This is a genomic window from Enterobacter sp. MGH 38, from assembly GCF_000492855.1.
Classification (GTDB): Bacteria; Pseudomonadota; Gammaproteobacteria; order Enterobacterales; family Enterobacteriaceae; genus Enterobacter; species Enterobacter hormaechei_C.
The window spans coordinates 1,015,507-1,028,146 of record NZ_KI535608.1 but is presented as its reverse complement, the minus strand read 5'-3'; the positions used below and the strand labels follow the sequence as shown (position 1 = coordinate 1,028,146).

Below are 12,640 nucleotides of genomic sequence, written 5' to 3'. Positions count from 1 at the left end.
TTCGCCGGGCTTCGTCTGGAAAATCAGTCGATTAGTTGTTAACCGGGATGACTGCGCCTTTGTATTTGGTGCGGATCCAGTCCTGAATCTCTTTGGAGTGCAGCACGTTCACCAGCGCGACGATATCCTTCTTCTTCTCGTCACCGCGATGAACGGTAATGATGTTGGCGTACGGGTTATTCTCACCGCTTTCAACCGCAATTGGATCGTGGACCGGATCCAGGCCAGCATCAATCGCGTAGTTGGCGTTGATCACCACCGCAGCACCTTCGTCGTTGTTGTACATCTGCGGCAGCAGAGACGCTTCGACGTTAGGGGTAAATTGCAGCTTTTTCGGGTTCTCCACGATATCGCTGATGCGCGCGGTCACTTTATCGATGCCCGGCTTCAGCTTGATCACGCCCTCTTTTTCGAAGATGGAGAGAATACGCCCTTCCTCGGAAACCGCATCACGCATGATGATTTTGCCGCCCTCCGGCAGATCCTTCAGCGATTTGTATTTTTTTGAATAGATACCGATCGGCTCAATGTGGATTGCGCCCGCACTGACAAAATCATAATCCTTATCGCCCGCGTGATCTTTCAGCACGCTGTTCAGGTAAGGGATGTGCTGGAAATAGTTGGCGTCAATGTCATGCCCCGCCAGCGCCGTGTTTGGCAGTATGTAGTCCTGGAAGGGTTTAATCTCCAGATCGATCCCCTGCTTCGCCAGAATCGGCTTAGCCTGCTCCAGAATTTCCGCGTGCGGGGTGTTGGACGCCCCCACGGTGAGCGTATCCGCCCAGGAGGCAAAGCTCAGGGCGCTCAGGGTTGCGGCGGCGATCAGTGTCAGTGTCTTTTTCATGATGTGGTTCCTGTGTGTATTTATTAGCGTTTATCTAACAGTGAAGTAATGGCATCGCCGCAGAACTGGATAATGAACACGATGATCAGAATGGTCACCGTTGCCACCAGCGTGACGTCACCATGGTTGCGCTGGAATCCTTCCAGATAAGCCAGATTTCCCAAACCGCCGGCACCTATCACCCCTGCCATTGCGCTGTAGCTCACCAGCGCAATCAGCGTCACCGTCATACCTGAAACCAGTGCGGGTGAGGATTCCGGCAGTAAAACCCGAAACACTAACGTGCTCAGCCGCGCGCCCATCGAACGCGTGGCCTCAATGACCCCTTTGTCCACTTCTCGCAGGGCAATCTCGACCAGACGGGCGTAGAACGGCGCCGCGCCCACAATCAGGGCGGGCAGCGCAGCGTTAGCGCCGAGAATGGTCCCCACAACGGTCTTGGTGAACGGGATCAGCAGAACGATGAGAATGATGAACGGAATCGAGCGGAACACGTTCACCACAATCGACATCACGCTGTAGACCGTGCGGTTGTGGAATAACCCGCCGCGGGCAGTTAAAAACAGCGCCAGACCCAGCACGATGCCTAATACAAAGGTCGCCACGCCGGAAAGCGCGGTCATGTACAGCGTCTCCAGCGTCGCCGCCCAGAGCTGATCCCACTTGAGATGCGGAAAGAGATTCTCAGCCATGTTTAATCACCTCGCCTTCAATATCGCTGTGCTGCAGGTCGGCGAGGATATTGTTCAGTTGTTCATCAGATGCCACCACGTGCACCCAGAGCTGGCCGAAAACACCGTGGGCGGTTTGCGTCATTTTGCCGTGCAGAATGTTAAACGGCAGGCCGTAGCGCAGGGTTAGTTCACCGACGATCGGCCTGTGCGTGCTGTGCCCGGTGAAGGTCAGCCTGATTACCGTGCCTTCCAGATCGTTTGCCAGTTCGGTATTGAAGGTCTCTTCCTCCGCGTACTGGCTCACCTGGCGGACAAACTGCCGGGTGATCGGCTGCTGCGGATGCGTAAACACGCTCAGTACGTCCCCCTCTTCCACCACCTTACCGTTCTCCATAACCGCCACGCGGTCGCAGATTTTGCGCACCACGTGCATCTCATGCGTAATGAGTACGATGGTCAGGTTAAAACGACGGTTAATGTCCAGGAGCAGATCGAGGATCTGATCGGTGGTTTGTGGATCCAGCGCCGAGGTGGCTTCATCACACAGCAGTACGTCCGGATGATTGGCCAGCGCGCGGGCAATGCCCACACGCTGTTTTTGCCCGCCGCTCAGCTGCGACGGGTAAGCATTCTCGCGTCCCTTCAGGCCGACCAGCTCCACCAGCTCGGCAACGCGAGCCTGAATTTGCGCTTTTGGCACACCGGCAATTTGCATTGAAAAGGCGATGTTTTCCTTCACCGTGCGCGACCAGAGCAAATTAAAATGCTGGAACACCATGCTGATTTTCAGGCGTGCCTGACGCAGCGCTTCTCCCTTCGCGGCGGAGATATCCTGACCGTTAATGGTGACGCTGCCGGCGCTGGGCTTTTCCAGACCGTTCAGCAGACGGATCAGCGTACTTTTCCCGGCCCCGCTGTAACCGATGATCCCGTAAATCTGTCCCTGCTCTATCGTCAAGTTGACGTTATCAACGGCTGTCAGCGCCAGCTTTCCGTTTTCAAAGACCTTCGAAATATTGCTGAGTACGATCATTCTTATTCGTTATCCGTTACGCATATAGCGGTTTAGCAGTATGGATGTCCAAAAGATAGTAAACAGCCGTTATCAGCTTTTAAATGACCAAAAAAGAATTTCTTATAATTCTGCGGAATAAGCAGCGAACTGGCGGGTGAAAAAGCATTTAGATGAATATCAGCAATAATTATCTGCCATTTGCATATCAGGTCACACTCACCCGGCGAAATCGGTTAATTTTGCAGCACTTTATGCGGATTTAGCCATCCTCACATCCGGACAACTTTACGTCTTGCTGTCTTTCCATCTGAAAACACAAGGATTATTCCTTTCTGTTCTTAAACCTGGTGAAACGTTCTTTATTGAGAAAATTTCATGGTTCTATCATCCGGTCATCACCTCTTCACAGGACATGACCATGACGCTTTACCACTCCGTCACCGAACTGATTGGCCGTACGCCGCTCATCCAGCTGCACAAGCTGGACACCGGCACCTGCTCGCTGTTTCTGAAGCTGGAAAACCAGAATCCCGGCGGCTCGATTAAAGACCGCGTCGCGCTGTCGATGATTAACGAAGCCGAGCGTACGGGCCAGCTAAGGCCCGGCGGCACCATTATTGAAGCTACGGCGGGGAACACCGGCCTGGGGCTGGCGTTGATTGCGGCGCAGAAGGGCTACTCGCTGATCCTGGTGGTGCCGGACAAAATGAGCCGCGAGAAGATTTTCCACCTGCGCGCGTTAGGGGCGCAGGTCGTGCTGACCCGCTCGGATGTGAACAAAGGGCATCCGGCCTATTATCAGGATTATGCCCGGCGGCTGGCGAACGAACTGCCAGGCGCGTTTTATATCGACCAGTTCAGTAACGCGGCCAATCCGCTGGCGCATCGCACCACTACCGCGCCGGAACTGTTTGAACAGCTTGACGGCCAGATCGATGCCATCGTCGTCGGCGTGGGGTCCGGCGGTACGCTGGGCGGCTTACAGGCGTGGTTTGCAGAACATTCGCCGCAGACGGAATTTGTGCTTGCCGATCCGGCCGGGTCGGTACTGGCGGACCAGGTTGAGACCGGACGCTATCACGATGCCGGCTCGTGGCTGGTTGAAGGGATTGGCGAAGACTTTATTCCTCCGCTGGCGCACATCGAGGGGGTTAACCGCGCCTGGCGCATTACCGATCGCGAGGCGTTCACCACCGCCCGCGATCTGCTAAAAACGGAAGGGATCCTGGCAGGCTCCTCCACCGGCACGCTGCTGGCGGCAGCGCTGAAATATTGCCAGGCGCAGACTACGCCAAAACGTGTGGTCACCTTCGCCTGCGACAGCGGCAATAAATACCTCTCGAAGATGTTCAATGACGACTGGATGCGCCAGCAGGGGCTGATTTCGCGTCCGCAGGCAGGCGATCTCTCGGACTATATTGCCCTGCGCCACGATGAAGGCGCGACGGTGACTGCCGCCCCGGACGACACGCTTTCCACCGTGCTGGCCCGCATGCGCCTGTACGACATCTCTCAGCTGCCGGTGCTCGATGACAACAAGGTCGTCGGCATCATCGACGAGTGGGACCTGCTGCGACACATCGGGGGAGATGCCGATCGCTTCTCCCTCCCCGTGACGGCGGCCATGACGCGTCAGGTTGAATATCTGGATAAGCAGGCCCCGGAGAGCGCCCTGTACGCCATCTTTGACCGTGGCCTGGTGGCGATTATTTATGACGAAAACCGCTTTCTGGGTTTGATCACACGCAGTGACGTACTCACCGCCTGGCGTAACCGCCTGACAAAATAAAAGGAGCAAAAGATGAAAAACCTGGCCACCCTCAGCGTTCACAGTGGTGAGTATCACGACCCGCACGGCGCCGTGATGCCGCCAATTTACGCCACGTCGACGTTTGCGCAACCGGCACCGGGTGAACATACCGGCTACGAATACTCCCGGAGCGGCAACCCAACCCGCCATGCGCTGGAGACCGCCATCGCCGAACTGGAAGGCGGCACGCGCGGGTACGCCTTCGCGTCAGGGCTGGCGGCCATTTCCACCGTGCTCGAACTGCTGGATAAAGACAGCCATATCGTCGCCATTGACGACGTGTATGGCGGTACGTATCGCCTGATCGAAAACGTGCGCAAGCGCAGCACCGGGTTACAGGTGAGCTGGGTTAAGCCGGACGATGTAGCCGGACTTGAGGCCGCCATTCGCCCGGACACGCGCATGATCTGGGTGGAAACGCCAACGAACCCGCTGCTGAAACTGGCCGACCTGGAGGCCATCGCGGACATTGCCCGGCGCAATAATGCGATCAGCGTGGCGGATAATACCTTCGCCTCCCCGGTCATTCACCGGCCGCTGGAGGCGGGGTTCGACATAGTGGTCCACTCCGCCACCAAATATCTCAACGGTCATTCAGACGTGGTTGCCGGGCTGGCTGTTGTGGGGTCGAATAAGGATCTGGCGGAGCGTCTGGGCTATCTGCAAAACGCGATTGGCGGCGTTCTGGATCCGTTCAGCAGCTTCCTGACGCTGCGGGGCATTCGCACCCTCTCACTGCGCGTTGAGAAGCACAGCGCCAATGCGCTGGCGATTGCGCAATGGCTGGAGCAGCATCCGCAGGTAGACAGCGTGTTCTATCCCGGGCTGGCGTCACATCCCCAGTATGCGCTGGCCCGCAGACAAATGGCGCTGCCGGGCGGCATGATCTCCGTTGTGATTAAAGGCGATGCGCAGCGCGCGACAGAGGTGATCCGTCATCTTACGCTCTTTACCCTGGCGGAAAGCCTTGGCGGTGTGGAGAGTCTGGTGAGCCAGCCCTACAGCATGACCCACGCCTCCATTCCACTGGCGCAACGTCTTGTAAACGGCATTGTGCCGCAGCTTATCCGCCTGTCGGTGGGGATTGAAGATGCGAAGGATCTGATCGCCGACCTTAAACAAGCGCTGAAAAAGTGAGCAAAAAACGGCGGGCGTTGCGCCTGCCGTCATAAGATGACATTAGGCCTTAACGCCTTGATAACAAACTTATGTGAATCTGCACAGATTGTTTTTGAAACGCTGTTTCCATTTTCCTTTTTACTGTAAATCAGCGTATAATGCGCGCCAAATCCCTGGTGAATGGTTTCAGCGCTTGGAATACAAAAAACAACGTACAACTTCTCCTCTCCTTCGTTGGGCTGGCACTCAGGCACACTTTCTTCTGCACGCTCATTTGATGTCACCTATTCTTAGTGCGTGTCATATACTCTTTCGCAACACAGGTTTGACTCCGCGGCGGTGCGCCCCCGGAGCGAGATTTCCATATCCTTCCCAACTTAAAGACTAAGACTGTCATGAAAAAGACGAAAATTGTTTGTACTATCGGCCCGAAAACCGAATCCGAAGAGATGCTGAGCAAAATGCTGGATGCCGGCATGAACGTGATGCGTCTGAACTTCTCCCACGGCGACTATGCTGAACACGGCCAGCGTATCCAGAACTTGCGCAACGTGATGAGCAAGACCGGGAAAAAAGCGGCAATCCTGCTCGACACCAAAGGTCCTGAAATCCGCACCATCAAACTGGAAGGCGGTAACGACGTTTCCCTGAAAGCGGGCCAGACCTTCACCTTCACCACCGACAAATCCGTTGTGGGTAATAACGAAATCGTTGCCGTGACCTACGAAGGCTTCACCAGCGACCTGTCTGTTGGCAACACCGTGCTGGTAGATGACGGCCTGATCGGCATGGAAGTGACCGCTATCGAAGGTAACAAAGTTATCTGTAAAGTGCTGAACAACGGCGATCTGGGCGAAAACAAAGGCGTCAACCTGCCGGGTGTGTCCATTGCTCTGCCAGCGCTGGCTGAAAAAGACAAACAAGACCTGATCTTCGGCTGCGAACAAGGCGTGGACTTCGTTGCTGCCTCCTTTATCCGTAAACGTTCTGACGTGGTTGAGATCCGTGAGCACCTGAAAGCGCACGGCGGCGAGAACATCCAGATCATCTCCAAGATCGAAAACCAGGAAGGCCTGAACAACTTCGACGAAATCCTCGAAGCGTCTGACGGTATCATGGTAGCGCGTGGCGACCTGGGCGTTGAAATCCCGGTTGAAGAAGTGATCTTCGCGCAGAAGATGATGATCGAGAAATGTGTTCGCGCGCGTAAAGTGGTTATCACCGCAACGCAGATGCTGGACTCCATGATCAAAAACCCACGCCCTACCCGCGCTGAAGCAGGCGACGTTGCGAACGCCATCCTCGACGGTACCGATGCCGTTATGCTGTCTGGCGAATCTGCAAAAGGGAAATACCCTCTGGAAGCGGTCAGCATCATGGCGACCATCTGTGAGCGTACCGACCGCGTGATGAAAAGCCGTCTGGATTACAACAACGACAGCCGTAAACTGCGCATCACCGAAGCCGTGTGCCGTGGTGCGGTAGAAACCGCCGAGAAACTGGAAGCCCCGCTGATTGTCGTGGCGACCCAGGGCGGTAAATCTGCGCGTGCCGTGCGTAAATACTTCCCGGATGCGACCATTCTGGCGCTGACCACCAACGAAACCACCGCGCGTCAGCTGGTGCTGAGCAAAGGCGTAATCCCACACCTGGTGAAAGAGATTGCCTCTACCGATGATTTCTATCGTCTGGGTAAAGAAGTGGCTCTGGAACTGGTTGATTGTGGCCTGGCTCAGAAAGGCGACGTGGTGGTTATGGTTTCTGGCGCGCTGGTTCCAAGCGGCACCACCAACACGGCATCTGTCCACGTGCTGTAATATTTCACGAACAAATTATTGTTTTGTTAAAAAGCGTCCTTCGGGGCGCTTTTTTTATTCCCGCCTTTAACCAGAACTATTCAAAAAGCAAATCGGGTTTTTCTATTTAATCGCGATTTATCTAAGATGAATCCGATGAAAAATGCCTTTTTTAACATAGCTTTTTCGTCAAAATTGCCGATTTCGTTGCTTCTTTGAGCGAACGATCAAAAATAGGCGTAATCCCATCAAAAAAATATTCTCAACCCAAAAAACTTTGTGTAATACTTGTAACGCTACATGGAGATTAACTCAATCTAGAGGGTATTAATAATGAATCGTACTAAACTGGTACTGGGCGCGGTAATCCTGGGTTCTACTCTGCTGGCAGGTTGCTCCAGCAACGCTAAAATCGATCAGCTGTCTTCTGACGTTCAGACTCTGAACGCTAAAGTTGACCAGCTGAGCAACGACGTGAACGCAATGCGTTCCGACGTTCAGGCTGCTAAAGACGACGCAGCTCGCGCTAACCAGCGTCTGGACAACCAGGCTACTAAATACCGTAAGTAATAGTACCTGTTAATAAAATGGCGCACATTGTGCGCCATTTTTTTTGCCTTAGTCAAACCTCTACTGAAGCGCTTTCTCTCCCTCGTCTTCCGCCACCGCCGCTGAGACACGACTATTCTGAACCGACAGGACAGAATTGCTGGCTGACGAACCATTGCCTGTTGAAACGGCAACCGGGATCCCGGCTCTGCGCGCCAGGGCTTTATCGATAAGCGTTTTATCGCTACCTGACTCCGCTGCAAAAGCGGTAAACGCCGCCGAGTGCGTGAACGGCACCGTCTGTGGGTTTTCGCCCTCTGCCTGCGCCAGCGGCCTGTGCACTTCGATATAACGTTTGCCGTCCGGCTCGATGGAGAACTTCACCGGCTCATTGATAATCTGCACCCGCGTGCCGACGCGCACTTGCTCAAACAACGCTTTGATATCCGGCGCGTTCATCCGCATACAGCCCGAGCTGACCCGCAGCCCTACGCTGTCCGGCGCGCTGGTGCCGTGAATAAGATATTCCCCATTCCCGATACCCAGACGAAGCGCAAAGCGCCCCAGCGGGTTATTTGGCCCTGCGGGTACCACAGGCGGCAGTTTAATTCCCTGGGCCAGTGAGCGCGCTCTGATGCCCGCTGTGGGGGTCCAGGTAGGGTTAGGGATTTTCTGACTCACACGGGTGGTGCTGACCGGTGTTTCCAGCCCAAGCTGACCAATACCCAGCGGATAGACCTGCACGATATTTTCGCCAGGCGGATAGAAGTAAAGACGCAGCTCCGCCAGATTCACCACAATGCCCTCACGCTCGGTGTCCGGCAGTAGCATCTGGGAAGGGATCGTAATGACCGTTCCTGGCGCAGGATTCACCGGTGCAATGGTATTATTGGTTTCAAGGATGAGCTGTGCGGCGGTATTAAACCGACGAGCGATAGACTGAAGTTTATTGTCCCCTTCCTGAATGGTGTATGTCTGGTTTTGCCCAATCAGGCGGCTGCCTGCGGGCGGTAAAGGATAATCAACCGCCCTGGCTGAATTAACAGCACTGAGCGAACCAAGGAGTAATAGAGTTATTAGAGACGCGCGCTTCATGCTGAGATTCCTTATTCACTGACCAAACGTCAGAAAGCTGAAAAACCAGCGAGGTGGAAACCACCCCGCGAAACAGAATGAATGCTGTTCTGTCAGTTTAGCTAAGGATTGCGGCTTTGGCGCGTATGGCGCGGATCATCGCTTCCAGTCCCTGGGATCGGGACGGGGTGAGGTGTTGGGTTAAGGCCATTTTTTCAAACCACGGGCGAACGTCAAAGGCGACAATATCCTGCGCCGACATCTGGTGATAAAGAATAAATACGACGGCAATAAGCCCCTTCACAATGGCGGCATCGCTGTCACCCTGTAAATCGATTACGCCATCATCCGTCTGCTGCATCTGGATCCAGACCTGGCTCTGGCAGCCCTGAATGATGTTGTCCGGGTTATGCGCCTCTTCGCTGAGCGGCGGCAGGCGCTGACCCAGTTCGATGATATAAAGGTATTTCTCTTCCCAGTTCGCGCAACGCCCAAAGTTGCGCAGCAATTTATCTCTGTCCGGCAAATCTGCCATCTCTCGCCTCTCCGTTAGCCAAGCAGCTGATGAATACGTTTTAATCCCGCCACCAGTCTGTCGACCTCTTCCGTTGTGTTGTACATCACCAGCGATGCGCGGCACATGGCCGGTACCTCATAATACGCCATCAGCGGCATCGCGCAGTGATGCCCGGTACGCACAGCGACGCCGTAATTATCAAGGAAACTGCCCACATCATAGGCGTGATGCTTGCCGAGGTTGAAGGCTATCACACCCAGACGGTCAGCAGGACCATATAAGGTCAGGTCCGGGACGCTGACCAGCTCCTGCAAGGCGTAATGCATCAGCAGCTGTTCGTACTCCTGAATCGCCGCCAGCCCCGTTTCAGAGACATAGCTAATGGCCGCGCCCAGCCCGATGATCCCGCCCGTGTTGGGCGTACCCGCCTCGAAGCGCCAGGGCGCACGGGCGTAGGTTGTGCCTTCCGTCAGGCTGACGGTGGCGATCATTGACCCGCCCCCTTCCCACGGCGGCATGGCCTGGAGAATGTCCTCTTTCACATACAATACGCCGATGCCCGTCGGGCCATACAGCTTGTGCCCGGAGAAGACGTAGAAATCGCAGTCCAGGGCCTGAACGTCAACCGCATGGTGCATCACCGCCTGGGCACCATCAATCAACACTTTCGCACCGGCCTGATGGGCTTTGTCGACGATCAGCGCCACCGGATTTTCCGTGCCCAGCACGTTTGAAACGTGGGTCACCGCCACCAGCCGCGTTCTGTCGTCCAGCAGAGCGTCCAGCTTTTCCAGCTGGAGCGTGCCGTCTTCATTCAGGGGGATCACCCGCAGTTGCGCCCCCACACGCTCGCAGAGCATCTGCCAGGGCACGATGTTGGCATGGTGCTCCATCTGGGTGATGATGATGTTATCCCCCGCGTGCACCTGCGCATTGCCCCAGCTGTTAGCCACCAGGTTGATCCCTTCGGTGGTGCCGCGCACGAACACCAGCTCTTCCGGCGAACGCGCGTTGAGGAAGGCTGCAACCTGCGTGCGCACGTTTTCCATGCGCTGGGTCGCCTCGGCGCTCAGGGTGTGGATCCCGCGATGTACCGCCGCATAACCGTGGCGGTAAAACTCGGCTTCCGCATCCACCACCTGATTCGGTTTTTGCGCGCTGGCCGCACTGTCGAGATAGGCCAGCGGCAGACCGTTCACTTCACGGGTCAGTACCGGAAAATCTGCCCGGACTTTCTCTACGGGAAATGTCATGCTTCGCCTCCAGGCAGTCGCTGACCGATACGGGCCAGCACCTGCTGTTTAAGTCCGCCATCGGGCAGCGCTTCCGTCAGCTCAGCCGCAAAGGCGTAAATAATCATCTTTTGCGCGGCCTGCTGGTCTATCCCGCGCGAGCGCAAGTAGAACATCTGCTCATCGTCAATACGCCCGACCGTCGCACCGTGACTGCATTTAACGTCGTCCGCATAGATTTCCAGCTGTGGTTTGGTGTCCACCTCTGCCAGACGTCCCAGCAAGAGGTTGTTGTTGGTCATCTGCCCGTCAGTTTTGATGGCGTGCTGCGCCACGTTGATCAGGCCGTTGAACACCGCACGTCCTTTGTCGCTGACGATGGTTTTGTGCAGCTGACGGCTGTTGCAGTAGCCTTTGTTATGCTCAAGCCAGGTGCGCGTGTCGCACACTTCTGACTTCACCGGCATCGCCAGGCTGTTAATACGCAGCGTAGTGTTTTCACCGTTCAGCTGGGTGCTGGTATTGTGGCGCAGCACCGCGCCGCCAAGCAGAAAACTGTGGCTGTACGCCGCGGCATCCTGGCCCAGCAGAATATCGTTGTGGGCGAAGTGGTGACTGAGCGGATTCTCAAACGCCAGCTTGATGTGGTGCAGTTGGGCATTGGCCGCCACGTTCATCGTCAGACGCGAACCGGTGAAATGACGGGTGTCGTTAAGGCTGACGTAATGCTCGATCACCGTCGCCTCCGCCCCTTCTGCCAGCTCAAGATGGTGGCGATAGTGGGCGGTGTTAATCTCATCACCCGCAACGCCCTGGGTGATATGCATCAGCAGCAGCGGTTTCGCCGGGCGCTGGTTACGCTTAACGCGAATATGGGTGACAGATTGTGACAGGCTCTCTGTCAGGTGCAGGAAGACTTCAGGCTGAACAGGCGCGTTCAGCGACTGACGTTCATCGTTAATGACGATATCGAACCCGCTCTCCTGCACGCTGTCGCTCAGCTCCGCACGGAACAGACCGTCGACAAACACCAGACGCACGGCATCCACGCTCAGCGCCAGCATGTCGCGCTGATCGGGGCTGACCTGCGCCAGACGGGTGACAAACTCGCCGTTCAGCAGGCCATCCAGCGGGGTATATTTCCAGTTCTCATGTTTACGCGTCGGTAAACCGAGACGCAGCATCTGCTGGAGATGGTGCTGAGCCTGTTCAGAGCGCGCTCCAGCCTGCGCTTCAAACAGCCGGTGCCACTGCTGAAGTGCATTACTGCTGTTCGGTAAGCCAGCCATAACCCTGCTCCTCCAGTTGTTTAACCAGCGTAAAGTCACCGGATTTCACAATGCGTCCCTGGTAAAGCACGTGGACATAGTCCGGCTTGATGTAGTCCAGAATTCGCTGGTAATGTGTCACGATGATAAATGAGCGGTTGCCATCACGCAGGGAGTTCACCCCGTCGGCAACGATCTTCAGGGCATCGATATCCAGCCCTGAATCGGTCTCATCGAGAATGCACAGCGCTGGCTCCAGAACCGCCATTTGCAGAATATCGTTACGTTTCTTCTCACCGCCGGAGAAACCCACGTTTACCGAGCGGGTCAGCAGATCTTCCGGCATTTTCAGCAGCTTGATCTTCTCTTCCATCAGATCCTGGAAGTCAAAGCGATCCAGCGCCTCAAGGCCGCGATACTTGCGCACCGCGTTCAGCGCGGTTTGCAGAAAGAACTGGTTGCTGACGCCCGGAATTTCCACCGGATACTGGAAGGCCATAAAGATGCCCTCGCCGGCACGCTCTTCCGGCGACATCTCCAGCAGATCTTTGCCGTTAAACTCAACGGAGCCGCTGGTAACTTCATAATCTTCGCGTCCTGCCAGCGTCGCTGAAAGCGTACTTTTCCCGGAGCCGTTTGGCCCCATGATGGCGTGAACTTCACCCGGTTTGACGTCAAAATTGAGGCCACGCAGGATCTCTTTCTCTTCCACGCTAACCTGTAAATCTTTAATGCTTAACAT

The 12,640-nt window shown here is 55.6% G+C and carries 12 protein-coding genes; 4 read left to right on the top strand and 8 right to left on the bottom strand.

Translation table 11 applies throughout. The features are described 5' to 3' along the window. Positions 1 to 31: 31 nt before the first annotated feature. The 3 genes from L384_RS06505 to L384_RS06515 are packed head-to-tail and all read right to left on the bottom strand — an operon-like array spanning position 32 to position 2,551. Positions 32 to 844: a MetQ/NlpA family ABC transporter substrate-binding protein gene (locus L384_RS06505; protein ID WP_003857677.1), complete on the bottom strand. Its 813-nt coding sequence runs from the start codon at positions 842 to 844 to the stop codon at positions 32 to 34. Positions 845 to 867: 23 nt separating this feature from the next. Continuing rightward, positions 868 to 1,536 carry a methionine ABC transporter permease gene (locus tag L384_RS06510; protein WP_023324531.1) on the bottom strand — a complete coding sequence of 223 codons (669 nt, stop codon included), beginning with the start codon at positions 1,534 to 1,536 and terminating at the stop codon, positions 868 to 870. After that, complete coding sequence (locus L384_RS06515; RefSeq protein ID WP_023324530.1) at positions 1,529 to 2,551, bottom strand: methionine ABC transporter ATP-binding protein; 1,023 nt, start codon at positions 2,549 to 2,551, stop codon at positions 1,529 to 1,531. Before L384_RS06515 ends, L384_RS06510 begins: the two co-directional genes overlap by 8 nt. 400 nt (positions 2,552 to 2,951) lie before the next feature. Here L384_RS06515 and L384_RS06520 point away from each other — a divergent pair, with 400 nt between their 5' ends. The 4 genes from L384_RS06520 to lpp all read left to right on the top strand — a co-directional run bounded on the left by L384_RS06520 (position 2,952) and on the right by lpp (position 7,828). Beyond that, positions 2,952 to 4,322, top strand: a complete 1,371-nt coding sequence (locus tag L384_RS06520; RefSeq protein WP_023324529.1) for a pyridoxal-phosphate dependent enzyme — start codon at positions 2,952 to 2,954, stop codon at positions 4,320 to 4,322. Positions 4,323 to 4,334: 12 nt separating this feature from the next. Continuing rightward, positions 4,335 to 5,480, top strand: coding sequence for a trans-sulfuration enzyme family protein (locus tag L384_RS06525; RefSeq protein WP_022650924.1), 1,146 nt, complete (start codon positions 4,335 to 4,337; stop codon positions 5,478 to 5,480). A 377-nt stretch (positions 5,481 to 5,857) separates the two neighbouring features. Then, positions 5,858 to 7,279 (top strand): pyruvate kinase PykF, encoded by a 1,422-nt coding sequence (pykF, locus tag L384_RS06530; protein ID WP_003857687.1) that lies wholly within the window; start codon positions 5,858 to 5,860, stop codon positions 7,277 to 7,279. A gap of 312 nt (positions 7,280 to 7,591) precedes the next feature. Then, positions 7,592 to 7,828 (top strand): murein lipoprotein Lpp, encoded by a 237-nt coding sequence (lpp, locus tag L384_RS06535; protein WP_001082307.1) that lies wholly within the window; start codon positions 7,592 to 7,594, stop codon positions 7,826 to 7,828. A 60-nt stretch (positions 7,829 to 7,888) separates the two neighbouring features. On the opposite strand, the gene L384_RS06540 is transcribed toward lpp, so the two are convergent. From L384_RS06540 to sufC, 5 genes are all read right to left on the bottom strand, one after another. Continuing rightward, a complete protein-coding gene (locus L384_RS06540; RefSeq protein ID WP_003857729.1) occupies positions 7,889 to 8,902 on the bottom strand; it encodes a L,D-transpeptidase LdtE in 1,014 nt (337 codons plus the stop codon). Between the two features lie 97 nt (positions 8,903 to 8,999). Further along, positions 9,000 to 9,416 (bottom strand): cysteine desulfuration protein SufE, encoded by a 417-nt coding sequence (gene sufE, locus L384_RS06545; protein WP_003857730.1) that lies wholly within the window; start codon positions 9,414 to 9,416, stop codon positions 9,000 to 9,002. Between the two features lie 14 nt (positions 9,417 to 9,430). Continuing rightward, the gene (gene sufS, locus L384_RS06550; RefSeq protein ID WP_023324528.1) at positions 9,431 to 10,651 is read right to left on the bottom strand and encodes a cysteine desulfurase SufS; all 1,221 of its coding nucleotides are present in this window, start codon (positions 10,649 to 10,651) and stop codon (positions 9,431 to 9,433) included. Then, positions 10,648 to 11,919, bottom strand: coding sequence for a Fe-S cluster assembly protein SufD (sufD, locus tag L384_RS06555; protein ID WP_022650922.1), 1,272 nt, complete (start codon positions 11,917 to 11,919; stop codon positions 10,648 to 10,650). Before sufD ends, sufS begins: the two co-directional genes overlap by 4 nt. Continuing rightward, positions 11,894 to 12,640 carry a Fe-S cluster assembly ATPase SufC gene (gene sufC, locus L384_RS06560; RefSeq protein WP_003857736.1) on the bottom strand — a complete coding sequence of 249 codons (747 nt, stop codon included), beginning with the start codon at positions 12,638 to 12,640 and terminating at the stop codon, positions 11,894 to 11,896. The genes sufD and sufC overlap by 26 nt, the downstream gene beginning before the upstream one ends.